The following is a 14,043-nucleotide window of genomic DNA, read 5'->3' on the forward strand; positions in this document are numbered from 1 at the left end:
ATGACGAACGACGAGAAGCACGACAAGACGGCCGCGAACAACCCCCTGGCGCTCGGCCTTTCACTGGGGCCGCTCGCGGGTGTCGTGCTCGGGCTCCTCGTCTTCGACAACATCGGGCTCGGCCTCGCGCTCGGCATGGGCCTGGGCGTCGCGATCGGCGCCAGTGCGGACGCCGCACGGAAGCGTCAGGCGGGCCCCGAGGGCACCCAGGACAGCTGACCAGCAGGTGGGCGGCGTGAGCGCCGCCCACCACCGACGTGTCGTAACGCCGCCCTCAGGGGCGGCCGTCCGGCTCGCGGAGCCGGATGACCGCCGTCCCCGCGGTCAGGTCGACCGTGGACCTCGGCGGCGCCCCGTCCTCCTCGTCGTCCCGCATGACCAGCGCGCTCTGCCGTTCCTTGAGCTCGCTCTGCTTGCCCGGCGACAGGCTCGCGTGCAGCTGCTCGAACCCTGTCGCGGAGATCTGCCCCTGCCGCGCCGCGTTCCGCCAGGGCAGCAGCCCGGCCTTCCCCGCCCGCAGAAGCAGCTGGTCGACGAAGGCCAGCAAGGTCAGCACGACCACCAGGCCCGGCAGTGTCATGAAGAAGACGACCTGCACACTCACTCCCCGAGTCGTCGGCACGTACGCACTCACTTACGCACTCACGTACGCACTCACGTACGCACTCACTGCGGGGTGAACGCGTCAGGACTCCTGAAAGCTCCCGGCGGGCGTGTTGAGGATGCCGTTGATGAGCACCCGCAGGCCCCAGGTGTCGCGGTCGCCGGGTGAGAACAGGGCGTGGCGCAGCGAAGTCACCATCGGGTAGCGGTCGGCGGGCAGGGCCGCATAGCGCCGGTCCGCCGCGGCGACGGTGTCCCCCTCGTCCGCGCCCCTGGTGTCGTACGCGCTCTGCTCGGCACCGGCGGCGGCGATGTGGAGGTGGATCAGGTCGACGGCCCAGGCGGCGGTGGTGTCGTCGAGGCCGCCCTGTTTGAGCAGGGCGAGCATGCGGTCGAGGATCAGCAGGACGTTGGCGCCGGTGGGGATGGCGCCGAGGGCGACGGCGGCGAGGCCCTCGTGACGGCTCATGGCGGCGACGGTGGCGGCGGCCAGGGCGTGGAGCTGCTCCTGCCAGGTGCCTTCCGAGGTCAGAGGGACCTGGCCGAGGGCCTCGTCGAGCATGGCGGCCATCAGGTCGTCGCGATTGGCGACGTAGACGTACAGCGAGGCCGGGCCGGTGTCGAGCTCCTTGGCGACGCGGCGCATGGTCAGGGCGTCCAGGCCGTGGTGGTCGAGGATCTCCAGCCCCGTGCGCACGATCAGATCGCGGCTGAGGGGGGCCTTGGCGGGCCGCGCGCGGCGGCTGATCGGGGGCGTACTCACGGGGCAAGCCTAGCCCGCCGACGAACACCGTTTGACACGAACACCGTTCGTTCTTTAGCGTTGCCGACGCATACAACGAACACCGTTCGTGGCGAACATCGTTCGCCCTCCTTCCTGAGAGTCTTCATGACCACCACCACCGCCCCGCCCCCCGCGGCGGGCGCGCTCTCCCCCGGGCGGCAGTGGGCCGTCCTCGCCGTGATCCTCGCGGCCGAGGTCCTCGACCTCATCGACGCGACCATCACGAACGTCGCGGCGCCGACCATCGCCGCCTCGCTGCACGGCGGGACGTCCCTGGTCCAGTGGCTCGGCGCCGCCTACGCGCTCGCCCTGGGCGTGCTCCTGGTGACCGGCGGCCGCCTGGGCGACAAGTACGGCCGACGCCGCGTCTTCCTGACCGGGCTCGCCGGCTTCACGCTGGCCTCCGTCGCCTGCGGTCTCGCCGTCAGCCCGCAGCTGCTCGTCGTGTCCCGGCTGATCCAGGGGGCCTTCGGCGCCCTGCTCATTCCGCAGGGCTTCGGCATCCTCGGCGCGGTCTTCCCCCGCGACCAGATCGGCAAGGCGTTCAGCGCCTTCGGTCCCGTGCTCGGCCTGTCCGCGGTCAGCGGGCCGATCCTGGCCGCGTTCCTGATCGACGCCGACCCCTTCGGACTCGGCTGGCGCTCGATGTTCCTCATCAACATCCTGCTGGGCGGTGCCGCCCTGCTGGCCGCCGCCCGCCTGCTGCCGCACGACGAGGGCGACCGGTCCGTGACCGTCGACGCCATCGGCTCGCTGCTGCTGGCCGCGGCGATGGGCGGCCTGCTGTTCGGCCTGATCGACGGCTCCGGCAGCGGGTGGCACCCGCGGGCCTGGCTCGCGCTCGGCGCCGGGGCCGTCTTCCTCGTCCTCTTCGCCCGCCGCCAGACCACCGCCGCCACCCCGCTCATCCAGCCCTCGCTGTTCAAGAACCGCGGCTTCGTGTCCGGCCTGGCCCTGGGCATCGCCTTCTTCGCCGCGGTCGCGGGCCTGCTCTATGTGATCTCACTGTTCCTCCAGGACGGCCTGGGCTACTCGCCCCTGCGCACCGCCCTGATCGGCACCGCCCCCGTCGCCGCCGGCATCGTGGTCGCCTCGATCGCCTGCCACCGCCTCATCGCCGTACTCGGCCGCAGGCTCGTCCTGATCGGCCTGCTCACCACGCTCACGGGCACCCTCGGGCTCTGGGCCGCCGTCCACGCCTCCGGCACCGGCACGAGCGCGGCCGCGATCGTGCCCGCCGCCCTCGTCATCGGGCTCGGCATGGGCACCTGCTTCGGCACGGTCTACGACATCACCCTCGGCGACGTCACCCCGGCCGAGGCGGGCAGCGGCTCCGGCTCGCTCACCGCCGTCCAGCAGCTCGCCAACGCCCTCGGCGCCGCGGCCGTCACCACCGTCTACTTCCACTCCCACACGGGCGGCCGGCCCGCCCACGCCATGACCACCAGCCTCCTGCTCGTGGCCGGCGTCACCCTCCTCAGCTGCGGCCTCGTACGCCTGCTGCCCCGCAGGGTCAAGCCCCAGCACCACTGATCTCCGCACCACACCCGGTCTGCGCACCAGTACTGACCTCAGCACCACAACAGAGAGAACCACCACCATGATCCTGCTCACCGGAGGCCGCGGCGCGGTCGCCACCCACCTCCTCGCCCTCCTCCAGGAGGCCGGCCTGCCCGTGCGCGTCGGCTCCTCCACCCCCGCCGAACTCACCCTCCCCGAGGGCGTCCCCACGGTCGCCCTCGACCTCACGGACCCGGCCACCTTCGCCCCCGCCCTGACCGGCGTCACCTCCGTCTTCCTCTACGCCACGCCCGACCACATCGGCGAGTTCGTCGACCGGGCGAAGCGCGCCGGTGTCACCCACGTCGTGCTGCTCTCGTCCTCCGCCGTACTCAGCCCGGACCCCGAGGGCAACCCGCTCGCCAAGTCCCATCTCGACGTGGAGAAGGCCCTGTTGGCCGCGCCGGTCACCACCACGATCCTGCGCCCGGGCTCCTTCGCCGCCAACGCCGCCGCCTGGGCCTGGCCCATCAAGGCCGGCCGCGCCATCAGCCTGCCCTTCCCCGGCGCCCACAGCGACCCCATCCACGAACGGGACATCGCCGAAGCCGCCTTCGCCGCCCTCACCGAACCCCGGCACCGCGGCGGCCTGTTCACGCTCACCGGCCCCGAATCCCTGACCTTCGCCCAGCAGATCGACCAGCTCGCCGCGGTCACCGGCGAAATCGTCAAGGCCGAGCACGTCACCCCCGCGGAGTGGAAGCAGGAGATGGCCGACTACATCCCTGCCCGCTACGCCGACGCCCTGCTCGACTGGTGGGAGGCCCACGACGCCACCCCCGTCCCCCTCACCGGCACCGTCGAAGACCTCACCGGCCACCCCGCCCGCCCCTTCACGGAGTGGGTCTGCGACCACGCCGCCGACTTCCGGACCAGCTGAGCGGTCCCCCGCACCCCATGAAGCTGCCCCGCCGCGTGCGACACGCGGCGGGGCAGCGGCAGCTCACTTGCCCTGGCACTCCGTCCCGGACGCCGGATTCAGCGCGCCCACGACGTTGACGGAGTTGCCGCAGACGTTGACCGGCACGTCGACCGGGACCTGGACGAGGTTGCCGCTGAGGACACCCGGGGAATTCGTGGCCTCACCTTCGGCGTGGGCGCCCGAGGGCTCGGGACCAGCGACGGCGGCACCGGCTCCGGTGACGATCACGGTCGTGGCGAGGGCGGCCACGGCGAAGATGCTGTGCTTGCGCATGGGGTCGTCTCCTGGTGAGAGGGAGTACTGGTGCGAAGCCTCACCGGAGTCCCGTACGACAAAAACACCCGTGGCCCTTTGGCGCTAACAGAATCGCTCATCCGTGGGACGAGCCGTCGGCAGCGGTGGCGTACTGCGCCGCCCCGTGACCGAGCGACCAGTCGATCGACTCGTTCTCGGTCACGGTGACGAACACATTGCGCGGCTCGGTGCCCGCGTACGCGTGGGCCAGCTCGGCTGTGCGCCGGTACAGGGCCTGCTTCTGGGCGGGTGTGCGCCCGGAGCGCATGGTGATCGCGACGTACACGATGCCGGAGTCGCGCTGCACGCCGAGGTAGTTGTCGTAGCGCAGCGTGCTGGTGGTGCCGTCGTGGCCGACCAGGACCTGGAACCGGTCGTCGGACGGGATGCCGATCGTCTCCACCAGGGCGTCGTGCACGGCCCGGCCCAGCGCGTCGAGCCGGTCGCCGTCGGCCCCCAGCGCGTCGATGCGAACAAATGGCATGTCAGTGGCTCCTCTCGCCTCCCCGATCAGGACTGTACATACTAGTAGGTACAGTCACCGTCGCGCCGAGCAGGTCAGGCCCGACGCACATCAGGCCCGACCCACATCAGGTTCGACGCACGTCAGACCCGACGGCAGTCGAAGATGCCCCAGCGCAGCTGCTCGCGGCGGGCCGCGTCCACCCAGAGCGGCAGGTTGGCGAGCAGGTTGTCGACGTAGGCGCCGCTGATGGTGCCGCGCAGGTCCCGCTCGTGCTTGCGGGTCTCCTCGGTGATGCGGACGTAGTGGTGGACGAGTTGGCCGCTGCGGTCGTCGAAGTCGACGCGGGACAGGCCGAGTCCGGTGAGCGTCCTGCGGTAGAAGCCCGGCGTGGCGAGCGCGTCCACGCCCAGGCGGGACACGGCCGGGTACAGGGCGTCGGCGGGCGCGTCCTCGGCGGCCATCAAGTCGGTGAAGACCAGAGCGCCGTGCGGCTTGAGGACCCGTACGGCCTCGCCGAGCAGCCGCGTCCGGTCGCCGCTGTGGCAGAAGGCCTCCTGGGACCAGACGACGTCGAAGCGGCGGTCCGGGCAGGGGATGTCGTGGAAGGACCCGGTCACGACCTCGATGAGCCCGTCGAGGCCGCGCTCGGAATTGGTGGCGCGGTGGCGCCGGTTCTGGGCCTCGCTCAGGTTGAGGGCGGTGACGTGGCATCCGAAGCGCTCGGCGAGGTAGCGGGTGGGGCCTCCGTAGCCGGAACCGAGGTCGAGAACCGTGCTCTCGGGAGTCAGGAGGTCAGCCACCTTGTCCGCCGCCTGCTCGATGGTGCGGCGGGAGGCGTCGGCGATCGGCTCGTGGGCGTCGCGGTAGATCCCCGTGTGGATGTCCTCGCCGCCCCACACGGCGTCGTAGAACGCGTCCACGTCGGCGGTGTCGTAGTAGCGCCGGGTCGCGTCCTCGGAAGTTGCTGCGGTGTCGTGCGGCATGCGCGTCTCTCCTCGCCGGGTCGTATCGGTGCGGTACAGAGATCACCTCACCTCAGCCGACGGCCTTCTTCCCAGACGGCACATCAAGCCAACTGGCGCATTTACAGAGAGATATTGCCTTTTCGGACAGATGGGCGAGTACGCGGCCGACGGGCACCCTCTCCGACTGTCAGCCCGCAGCCGTCCCCTACGCCTCAGGAACCGCAAGGGATCACCACCCGCCGCCAGCGCGGCCTACCACCGCCAGGGGGTTCACCGCGGCCCGGCACATCCGGCCAGCCTCACCCCCTTCCCGTGACTCTTCGCAATCACCTCCTTGCCCACCGTTTCCGGTGCTGGCTAGCGTCCCTCCGGTACGAGGCGCCCCACCCGTACGCCCCGTATCAGAGCCGGTGATCCCGAACGTCCCAGGAGGCTGTGGCATGCCCGAGTTCGTCGAGCCCGTCCAGGTGTCCGCGTCCGTCGCGGAGGCGAACCGCAAGGTGACCGAGACCGTCCCACCAAGTCCGGAGGACTTCGAGAACGCCACACGCGGACTGGTCGCCGTGCCGGACGTGCCCTTCATTCCGGCCCGCACGAGCGGCGACGAGCCGGTCTGGGACTTCGTCGGCTACGACTTCCTGCGCGACGGGGACGAAACATCCCCCGCCGAGGTCAACGCGAGCCTGTGGCGGCAGGGACAGCTCACCGCCGTCGCCGGGCTCTTCCAGGTCGTGAGCGGGCCCGAGGGCAGCATCTACCAGGTGCGCGGCTACGACCTGTCCAACATGACGATCATCGAGGGCGACCAGGGCATCATCGTCCTCGACCCGCTCGCCAGCTACGAGACCGCGAACTACGCGCTGCGTCTCTACCGCAAGGCCACCGAGAGCCAGAAGCCCGTCGTCGGCGTCATCTACACGCACAGCCACGTCGACCACTTCGGCGGCGTGCGCGGGCTCTTCGACGAGCAGGGCGGCCAGGTCCCCGACATCCCGGTCATCGCGCCCGACGGGTTCCTGGAGCACGCGGTCAGCGAGAACGTGTACGCGGGCCCGGCCATGGCACGCCGCGCCGAGTACATGTACGCCGCCAAGCTCGACAAGAGCCCCTACGGGCAGGTCGGTTCGGGCCTCGGCCTGACCATCTCCACCGGCGAGGTGACGCTCGTCCCGCCGACCGTCAGCGTCGGCGACGCCGAGCACGGGCCCGTGCCGCGCGACCTGTGGACCAGCGAGGACGTCATCCCCTGGCGGCCCGGCCTGTACCGGCAGACCGTGGGCGGCATCCGGATGGTCATCCAGCTCACGCCGGGCACCGAGGCCCCGGCCGAGATGAACCTCTACTTCCCGCAGTTCCGCGCCCTGTGCATGGCGGAGAACGCCACCCACACCCTGCACAACCTCATCACCCTGCGCGGCGCCCAGGTGCGCGACGCCCACGCCTGGTCGAAGTACCTCACCGAGGCCCTCCAGACCTTCGCCGAGCACACCGAGGTGGAGTTCGCCTCGCACCACTGGCCGCTGTGGGGCAGGGAGAAGATCGTCGAGTTCCTCGGCGTCCAGCGTGACGTGTACGCGTACCTCAACGACCAGGCGCTCCGCCTGATCAACCAGGGCCGCAACGGCCTGGAGATCGCCGAGGAGCTGAGCCTCCCCGCGTCGCTGGCCGACCACTGGTACACGCGCGGCTACTACGGCTCGGTCAGTCACGACCTGAAGGGCGTCTACCAGCGCTACCTGGGCTGGTTCGACGGCAACCCCGCCCACCTGTGGACCTATCCGCAGGCCGAGGCGGGCCGCCGTTACGTCGAGGCGATCGGCGGCCCCGACGCCGTCGTGCGGCAGGCGCAGGCCGCGTACGACGGAGGCGACTACCGCTGGGCCGCCGAACTGCTCAACCACGTCGTCTTCGGCCTCCCCGACCAGAGCGAGCCCGCCAAGCAGCTCCAGGCCAGGGTGCTCAGCCAGCTCGGCTACGGCGCCGAGAACGGCACCTGGCGTGACTTCTACCTCACCGGCGCCCGCGAACTGACCGTCGGCGTCGAGAACCGCGCCACCCAGGAGGCGGGCGACCTGGTCAACAGCCTGAGCCTGGAGCAGTACTTCGCCGCCATGGCCCGCAGCGTCGACGGGCCGAAGGCGGCGGCCGAACAGCGGACGCCGATCGCCCTGCAGTGGCGCGTCACCGGCACCCCGGAGCAGTCGTGCACCACGACGCTGCGCAACGGCGTCCTCGTCTTCGTCCCCGGCAAGGACATCCTGGCGGGCACCCCGCAGGCGACGATCACGCTCTCCCGCGCCGCCCTCAACGGCCTGTACCTCAGCGGGCCCGACTTCCCGCGCAACTTCCGCACGGCCGTCGAGAAGGGCGAGATCACCCTCGGCGGCCCGGAGCAGCAGGCGTACGCGGACACGGTGTTCGGCTACCTCACCCTGCCGAACCCGAAGTTCCCGATCGTGGCCCCGGCGGCGCCGGGCAGGACCAGCTGACGCGGACGTGTCGCGGGCCGGCGGGACCTCCCGGTCACGCCGGCTCGCACCGGTCGGGCTCGCCGAGCACGCGCAGGGCCTCCTGGAGGTCGTCGAGCGCGGCGCCGAACTCCTTGGCGGCGGTGCGGAACGTGGCGCGGTCCATCAGGGCGGCGACCAGCGCGGCGGTCCCGCCGGACGGGTCGTGCGCGGTGAGCCGCCGGGCCAGGCGGATGCCTTCGTCGAAGAGCGGGCGCACCTCGTCGTGCGGGCAGCAGTGGCTGCACTGCTCCCAGCGGACGGCGGACCGGACGGTGAGGAGGCGGTGCACCTCGATCAACTCGGCCATGGCGTCCGGTGCGTCGTCGGCCCGCCGGGCGAGGGCGTCCGCCTCCTCCTGGAGTTCGGCCCGCCGGTCGACGTAGCGCTCCTGGACGGCGTGCGACCAGTGGTGCCGACCTGCCCCGAACGGCGGGTGCGGGAGGGGAGCCCGCTGCCGCTCGCTGCGGGCGCTGGACAGGGTGAACACCACCGCCCAGTACGTGGACTGGTAGCCGCTCCACGACGTGCGCTCGCCGGTGGCCGCCAGCTCCGTCAGGAGTACGAGTGCTTCGTGCCGGGCCGCGGCCGCCTCATCGCCGTGCCTTCCGTGGGCGTCGAGCATCCGCGCGTACTCGATCAACGCATAGAAGTGGCAGGCCATCGGGCCGCGGTCGGCGGCGGCGTCGTGCGCCTCCCCGCGGACCAGTTCCGCGCACGCGGCGAGCGCTTCGTCGGTGCGGCCTGCGGCGTCGAGGGCGGCGATCCACTGGAGCAGGTACCAGGCGAGGGCCCCGCTGCGGGACCCGCCGGGCCGGGAGGCCGTGACCCACTCCGTCATGGCGTCCGCGGCCTCCGCATGTCGGCCCTCCTCGGAGAGGCCCGCGGCCCAGACGGGCAGTCCCCGCACCGTGTCTTCGGGATCGCCGGACGCCTCGCCCTGAGCGCGGCCGACGGCCACCATCTCGGCGCGCACGGCGAGCCCTTCGGCCCGCCGACCCAGGACGTACAGCTGTCGCTGGCACCCGTCCAGGGCGCGGTGCAGCAGCTCCGCCCGCTGCGGCTCGGCGGTGTCGACGGCACGCGCGGCGGCCACCGCTTCCTCCAGCACGGCGAGGCGGGCCGCGTGGTGGTCCTGGTAGCCGCGCTCGTGGCTCAGCCGCACCAGGGCCTCGGACAGGCGGGGCAGGTAGGCGGCGGGGGTCACGCGGGACAGGATCCGGTAGGCGTCGACCTCCTCGTGCGGGGTGCGCCGTCCGGAGGCGAGCAGGAGGGTCCGCGCGCGCAGGACGTCGTCCGGGTCGACGGTCGTCGGGGACGCCAGGTGCTCGGTGGAGGTCATGGCGGAGATTCTGCGAGCGCGCGCAGGGCCCGGACAAGGCCGTTGAGCTGTGCGAATCGTCCTACGCGATCAGCCGCTGAGCTGTCATGATGGGGATGACACCCCCTCGACCCGCGCTCGGCGCGCAACCGTCAGCCCTGTGTCAGCATGCCTCCACAAATTGATTGCACATCCCATCCATATGTGCAGGATGTGGCTGAGCAACAGGAAAAGGAGCGCTCAGCATGGCTGTTGAACCATCCGGCCCCGACGAGGCCCGTCGCGTCGACGGGCTCGTGGCGGCACAGGAGAACGCGATCGCCCTGTTCGCGGAGGTGGAGGCGCGCGGCCTCGTGGCGCCGGGACGGGGCGAGCGGGAGGTGAGCGACCTGATCCGCGACCTGGCCAACGAGATGTTCGGCACCACCAAGCACTGGCACAAGCGGATCATCCGCTCCGGGCCCAACACCCTCGCCCCCTACCGGGAGAACCCGCCGGACCGGATCATCGGCGCCGACGACATCGCCTTCGCCGACTTCGGGCCGATCTTCGAGGAGTACGAGGCGGACTTCGGCCGGACCTACGTCTTCGGCGACGACCCGGACAAGCACCGCATGCTGCACGACCTGCCCCGCATCTTCGACGCGGGCCGCGCGGCGTTCCGGGCCGACCCGGACATCACCGGCAAGCAGCTGTACGCGGAGGTCGAGCGCCTGGCCGCCGAGGCGGGCTGGACCATCGGCATCTGGCACGCCGGTCATCTCGTCGGCGAGTTCCCGCACGAGACCAACGTCGGCGCCAAGGCGGAGTCGTACATCACGCCCGACAACCACAACCCGCTGCGCCGGACCACCGCTTCGGGCCGGGTCTGCCACTGGATCCTGGAGCTGCACCTCGTCGACCGCCAGCGCGGCTTCGGCGGCTTCTACGAGCAGCTCCTGGACCTCGCATGACCGGGTCCCTGCTCGCGTTCGCGCTGTTCGCCCTGGTCGTCACCGTCGTGCCGGGGCCCGACATGCTGCTGGTGCTGCGCAACTGTCTGCGGGGCGGCCGGCGGGCCGGCGCCGCGAGCGCGGTCGGGGCCGCGCTTGGGTCGCTGGTCTGGGCGGTGGCAGCGGCCGTCGGGCTCGCTGCGGCGCTCCAGCGGTGGGACGCGGCCTTCATGGCCGTACGTCTGGCCGGTGCGGCCTATCTGATGCTGCTCGGCGTGCAGGCGCTGCGGGCGCTGCGCTCCGGGACCGGTCCTGACGCGTCCTCAGCGGTCGGCCAGGGCGCGGTCTCCGCCGCCCAGGCGCTCCGTCAGGGCGTACTGAGCTGTCTGCTCAACCCGAAGGTCGGCATCTTCTTCGTGGCGGTGGTCCCGCAGTTCCTGCCCGAGGGGCACTCGCCGCTGGCCGCCACGCTGCTCTTCGGGGCCGTCGACGCGGTGATCGCCGCGAGCTGGCTGCTGCTCGTCACGCTCGGCACGGACCGGCTCCTCGTGTGGCTGCGGCGGCCCCGGGTGGCACGGGCGCTTGAGGGCACGGCCGGGGGCGCGCTGCTCACGCTGGGCGCGGCCACGGCGGTGGAGGCGGCCCGCGCCTGAGTCGTCGTCCGGCCCGGCTCAGTCCTGTCCGGCCGGGCCGGACGCCTCGTGGCCGCCGACCAGGGTGGCCACGAGGCGCCGCATCCCGGGCCACGGGTCGGGCGAGCCCGGAAAGGCCGTCATGAGCAGGTGGTGAGCGGTGCCGACGACGGCGAGGGCCACGGTGGCCGGGTCGACGGTGTCGGCCACGCGGCCGAGCCCGCGCTCGGCCTCCAGGTAGCCGGTGATGGCCTCCTCGACCGCGTGGAAGCCGGGCGCCCCGCCTTCCAGCGCCTCGCGGATGCGCAGCGCGGCCGCGGGGCGGGACAGGGCCACACCGGCGACGACCGGGCCGCCGGAGTCGAGCAGCACCAGCGCGACGGCCTCCAGGTTCGCCGCCACCGACCCCTGCCCGGCGAGCTCCGGGAGCGCCCGCGCCTTCGTGGCCGTCCGCGCGAACCGGTCGAGGCAGAGCTCGGCCACGAACTCGTCGAGCCCCGCGAAGTGCGTGTGCAGCAGGCCCTTGGCGCAGCCCGCTTCGGTGGTGATCGCGCGGCTGGTCAGCGCGCCGGGGCCGGCCTTCTCCAGGACCCGCTCCGCGGCGGCGAACAGTCGCTCGCGCACGTCCGGCGTCGCCACTCCGCGCGGTGACATGGCCTCTCCCTGCTCTTGCCTGCGTCGGTGGGCGCATCCGCTCGTGCCCTCGTGGATCTTAACGGGGATTGCAGGTTTGGGCACGCGCCCATACCGTTTGGGCGTACGCCCATTCTCTGTCGATCCGCCGGGAGGCATTCGTGCTGGACGTCGTCAACTCCGAGCAGGCGCAGGCGTGGAACGGCCCTGAGGGCGCCCACTGGGCCCGTCACCAGGACCGCTGGAACGCCGTGAACGAGGGCTTCAACGAGCCGTTGCTCGACGCCGCCGCCATCGCCGGGGCCCACCGGGTCCTCGACATCGGCTGCGGTTCCGGGCAGACCACCCGGCTCGCCGCGCTCAGGGCGCCCCGGGGGCGGGCACTCGGCCTCGACCTGTCCGGCCCGATGCTCGCCGAGGCGCGCGCCCGCGCGGAGCGCGACGGCGTCCCCAACGCCTTCTTCGAGCAGGGCGACGCCCAGGCGTACGCCTTCGAGGAGGGCGCGTTCGACTCGGCGGTCAGCCGCTACGGGGTGATGTTCTTCGCCGACCCCGTCGCCGCGTTCGCCAACATCGGCCGGGCGCTGCGGCCGGGCGGGCGCCTGGCATTCATCTGTCCCGCCGACGCCGAACTCAACGGCTGGGTCGGGGCGATGCTGGCCCTGCGCGACCTCCTGCCGGTCGGCGACTTCGGCCACCCTGGGCTGCCCGGCATGTTCTCCCTGGCCGCCCCGGACCGCATCCACGACGTCCTCACCGCGTCCGGCTACACGCGCGTCACCGTCAACCAGGCGCAGGCGTACGGCACGTGGGGGCACGGCGTCGAGGACGCCACGGAGTTCCTGCTCGGCACGGGCCCGGGGCGCCACCTCCTGGAGCAGGCCGACCCGGTGACGCGGGACCGCGCCCACCGCACCCTGGAGGACCATCTGCGCGGCCACGAGACGGCGGACGGCACGGTGCGGCTGCTCAGCACGTCGTGGCTGGTCACGGCGGAACGGCCGGGGGCGGCTCGGGCCTGACGCCCGGCGGATGACGACGGCGGCCGCGGTCACGCCTTGGCCGCCACCGGTGCCGGTCGGCTGTCGTCGGGCTCCGCGGCCGCCACGGGCTGCGGCTCCCCCGTCCGCAGGACGTGGTTCACGCGGGCGACGTCCAGGACGCGTTCCCAGCGGGCGACGACGAGCGTGGCGACGCTGTTGCCCGCCAGGTTGGTCAGGGCGCGGCACTCGGACATGAACTTGTCGACGCCGAAGACCAGCATGATGCCGGCGGCGGGGACCGTGCCGACCGTGGTGAGGGTGGCGGCGAGGGCGATGAAGCCCGCGCCCGTGATGCCGCCCGACCCCTTCGAGGTGAGGATCATGACGGCGAGCAGGCCGAGCTGCTGGCCGACGCTCAGCGGGGTGTCGGTGGCCTGGGCGATGTAGACGGCGGCCAGGGAGAGGTAAATGGAGCTGCCGTCGAGGTTGAAGGAGTAGCCGGTGGGGACGGTCAGGCCGACGATGTCCCGGCGGATGCCGAGGCCTTCGAGCTTGGCCATGAGGCGGGGCAGGGCGCTCTCGGAGGAGGAGGTGCCGAGGACCAGGACGAACTCCTCGCGCAGATAGCGCAGCAGGCGGAAGATATTGATCTTCAACAGGGCGGTGACGCCGCCCAGGACGACGACCACGAAGAACAGCGAAGTGCCGTAGAAGAGCCCGATGAGCCGGCCGAGGCTGGTGAGGGTGGAGACGCCGTACTTGCCGATGGTGAAGGCCATCGCGCCGAACGCGCCGACGGGGGCGGCCAGCATGACGTAGTGCAGGATCCTGAACACCACGGCGCTGAGCCGGTTGATGCCGTCCACGAGCGGCTCCCCGACCGGCCCCACCGCCTTCAGGGCGACGCCGAAGAGCACCGAGACGAAGATGACCTGGAGGATGTTGCCCTCGGCGAAGGCGCCGACGGCGCTGGTGGGCACCAGGTCGGTGAGGAAGTGCCACCAGCTCTGGCCCTCGCCGTCCTTGACGTACTGCGCGGCGTCGCCCTCCAGGCGCAGATCGCCGGGGTGGGCGTGGACTCCGGCGCCGGGCTGGAAGACGTTGACGGCGACGAGGCCGAGGACGAGGGCCGCCAGGGTGCCCGCCTGGAAGTACAGGAGGGACTTCAGGCCCACGCGGCCGACCCGGCCGAGGCTGTCGACGCCGCCGATGCCCGCCACGATGGTGAGGAACACGATCGGGGTGATGAGCATCTTGATGGCGGCGACGAACGTGGTGCCGACCGGTTCGAGGGCGGTTCCCGTCGACGGCCACAGCCAGCCGGTGAGGATGCCGCAGGCGATCGCGGTCAGGACCCAGAAGTAGAGCTGCTTGTACCAGGGCTTGGCGGGCGGCGCGGCGGGGCTTGCGGACACGGGTGCGGCCATGGCGTTGCTCCCCC

15 protein-coding genes are annotated in these 14,043 nt (G+C 72.0%); 7 read left to right on the forward strand and 8 right to left on the reverse strand.

All coding sequences use genetic code 11. The features are described from left to right. Positions 1-219 carry a hypothetical protein gene (locus ACFWZ5_RS01740; RefSeq protein ID WP_384787206.1) on the forward strand — a complete coding sequence of 73 codons (219 nt, stop codon included), beginning with the start codon at positions 1-3 and terminating at the stop codon, positions 217-219. 55 nt (positions 220-274) lie between these two features. On the opposite strand, the gene ACFWZ5_RS01745 is transcribed toward ACFWZ5_RS01740, so the two are convergent. After that, on the reverse strand, positions 275-598 hold the full coding sequence (locus ACFWZ5_RS01745; protein ID WP_384787328.1) for a DUF6191 domain-containing protein: 324 nt from the start codon (positions 596-598) through the stop codon (positions 275-277). A gap of 87 nt (positions 599-685) precedes the next feature. After that, positions 686-1,366: a TetR/AcrR family transcriptional regulator gene (locus ACFWZ5_RS01750; RefSeq protein ID WP_384787203.1), complete on the reverse strand. Its 681-nt coding sequence runs from the start codon at positions 1,364-1,366 to the stop codon at positions 686-688. 126 nt (positions 1,367-1,492) lie between these two features. Here ACFWZ5_RS01750 and ACFWZ5_RS01755 point away from each other — a divergent pair, with 126 nt between their 5' ends. After that, positions 1,493-2,920, forward strand: coding sequence for an MFS transporter (locus ACFWZ5_RS01755; protein WP_384787200.1), 1,428 nt, complete (start codon positions 1,493-1,495; stop codon positions 2,918-2,920). Positions 2,921-2,987: 67 nt separating this feature from the next. After that, positions 2,988-3,827, forward strand: a complete 840-nt coding sequence (locus ACFWZ5_RS01760) for an SDR family oxidoreductase (protein ID WP_384787197.1) — start codon at positions 2,988-2,990, stop codon at positions 3,825-3,827. A 63-nt stretch (positions 3,828-3,890) separates the two neighbouring features. On the opposite strand, the gene ACFWZ5_RS01765 is transcribed toward ACFWZ5_RS01760, so the two are convergent. The 3 genes from ACFWZ5_RS01765 to ACFWZ5_RS01775 form a co-directional block, all read right to left on the reverse strand. After that, the gene (locus ACFWZ5_RS01765; protein WP_384787194.1) at positions 3,891-4,142 is read right to left on the reverse strand and encodes a chaplin; all 252 of its coding nucleotides are present in this window, start codon (positions 4,140-4,142) and stop codon (positions 3,891-3,893) included. Positions 4,143-4,239: 97 nt separating this feature from the next. After that, entirely contained in the window at positions 4,240-4,647 is a 408-nt protein-coding gene (locus ACFWZ5_RS01770; RefSeq protein WP_384787191.1) for a tautomerase family protein, read from the reverse strand. Positions 4,648-4,769: 122 nt separating this feature from the next. Continuing rightward, positions 4,770-5,612: an SAM-dependent methyltransferase gene (locus tag ACFWZ5_RS01775; protein WP_384787189.1), complete on the reverse strand. Its 843-nt coding sequence runs from the start codon at positions 5,610-5,612 to the stop codon at positions 4,770-4,772. A 422-nt stretch (positions 5,613-6,034) separates the two neighbouring features. On the opposite strand from ACFWZ5_RS01775, the gene ACFWZ5_RS01780 reads away from it, so the two are divergent. Then, on the forward strand, positions 6,035-8,083 hold the full coding sequence (locus ACFWZ5_RS01780) for an alkyl/aryl-sulfatase (RefSeq protein WP_384787186.1): 2,049 nt from the start codon (positions 6,035-6,037) through the stop codon (positions 8,081-8,083). Between the two features lie 34 nt (positions 8,084-8,117). On the opposite strand, the gene ACFWZ5_RS01785 is transcribed toward ACFWZ5_RS01780, so the two are convergent. Continuing rightward, a complete protein-coding gene (locus ACFWZ5_RS01785; protein WP_384787183.1) occupies positions 8,118-9,443 on the reverse strand; it encodes a hypothetical protein in 1,326 nt (441 codons plus the stop codon). Between the two features lie 224 nt (positions 9,444-9,667). On the opposite strand from ACFWZ5_RS01785, the gene ACFWZ5_RS01790 reads away from it, so the two are divergent. Together ACFWZ5_RS01790 and ACFWZ5_RS01795 are read left to right on the forward strand one after the other, a co-directional pair. Next, positions 9,668-10,375, forward strand: a complete 708-nt coding sequence (locus ACFWZ5_RS01790) for a M24 family metallopeptidase (RefSeq protein WP_384787180.1) — start codon at positions 9,668-9,670, stop codon at positions 10,373-10,375. After that, entirely contained in the window at positions 10,372-11,007 is a 636-nt protein-coding gene (locus ACFWZ5_RS01795) for a LysE family translocator (RefSeq protein WP_384787177.1), read from the forward strand. The genes ACFWZ5_RS01790 and ACFWZ5_RS01795 overlap by 4 nt, the downstream gene beginning before the upstream one ends. 18 nt (positions 11,008-11,025) lie before the next feature. On the opposite strand, the gene ACFWZ5_RS01800 is transcribed toward ACFWZ5_RS01795, so the two are convergent. Further along, entirely contained in the window at positions 11,026-11,640 is a 615-nt protein-coding gene (locus tag ACFWZ5_RS01800) for a TetR/AcrR family transcriptional regulator (protein ID WP_384787174.1), read from the reverse strand. A gap of 140 nt (positions 11,641-11,780) precedes the next feature. On the opposite strand from ACFWZ5_RS01800, the gene ACFWZ5_RS01805 reads away from it, so the two are divergent. Then, on the forward strand, positions 11,781-12,641 hold the full coding sequence (locus tag ACFWZ5_RS01805; RefSeq protein WP_384787171.1) for a class I SAM-dependent methyltransferase: 861 nt from the start codon (positions 11,781-11,783) through the stop codon (positions 12,639-12,641). 29 nt (positions 12,642-12,670) lie between these two features. On the opposite strand, the gene dctA is transcribed toward ACFWZ5_RS01805, so the two are convergent. Next, positions 12,671-14,029, reverse strand: a complete 1,359-nt coding sequence (gene dctA / locus ACFWZ5_RS01810) for a C4-dicarboxylate transporter DctA (protein ID WP_384787168.1) — start codon at positions 14,027-14,029, stop codon at positions 12,671-12,673. Positions 14,030-14,043: the final 14 nt, after the last annotated feature.

It is taken from the genome of Streptomyces sp. NPDC059003 (assembly GCF_042740445.1).
In the GTDB taxonomy this organism is placed as follows: Bacteria; Actinomycetota; Actinomycetes; order Streptomycetales; family Streptomycetaceae; genus Streptomyces.

Bases quoted from the DNA above. Each gene is read 5' to 3' on its own strand.
- ACFWZ5_RS01765 (WP_384787194.1), bottom strand. From the start codon at position 4,142: ATGCGCAAGCACAGCATCTTCGCCGTGGCCGCCCTCGCCACGACCGTG.
- dctA (WP_384787168.1), bottom strand. From the start codon at position 14,029: ATGGCCGCACCCGTGTCCGCAAGCCCCGCCGCGCCGCCCGCCAAGCCC.
- ACFWZ5_RS01755 (WP_384787200.1), top strand. From the start codon at position 1,493: ATGACCACCACCACCGCCCCGCCCCCCGCGGCGGGCGCGCTCTCCCCC.
- ACFWZ5_RS01740 (WP_384787206.1), top strand. From the start codon at position 1: ATGACGAACGACGAGAAGCACGACAAGACGGCCGCGAACAACCCCCTG.
- ACFWZ5_RS01800 (WP_384787174.1), bottom strand. From the start codon at position 11,640: ATGTCACCGCGCGGAGTGGCGACGCCGGACGTGCGCGAGCGACTGTTC.
- ACFWZ5_RS01780 (WP_384787186.1), top strand. From the start codon at position 6,035: ATGCCCGAGTTCGTCGAGCCCGTCCAGGTGTCCGCGTCCGTCGCGGAG.
- ACFWZ5_RS01760 (WP_384787197.1), top strand. From the start codon at position 2,988: ATGATCCTGCTCACCGGAGGCCGCGGCGCGGTCGCCACCCACCTCCTC.
- ACFWZ5_RS01770 (WP_384787191.1), bottom strand. From the start codon at position 4,647: ATGCCATTTGTTCGCATCGACGCGCTGGGGGCCGACGGCGACCGGCTC.
- ACFWZ5_RS01785 (WP_384787183.1), bottom strand. From the start codon at position 9,443: ATGACCTCCACCGAGCACCTGGCGTCCCCGACGACCGTCGACCCGGAC.
- ACFWZ5_RS01795 (WP_384787177.1), top strand. From the start codon at position 10,372: ATGACCGGGTCCCTGCTCGCGTTCGCGCTGTTCGCCCTGGTCGTCACC.
- ACFWZ5_RS01790 (WP_384787180.1), top strand. From the start codon at position 9,668: ATGGCTGTTGAACCATCCGGCCCCGACGAGGCCCGTCGCGTCGACGGG.
- ACFWZ5_RS01775 (WP_384787189.1), bottom strand. From the start codon at position 5,612: ATGCCGCACGACACCGCAGCAACTTCCGAGGACGCGACCCGGCGCTAC.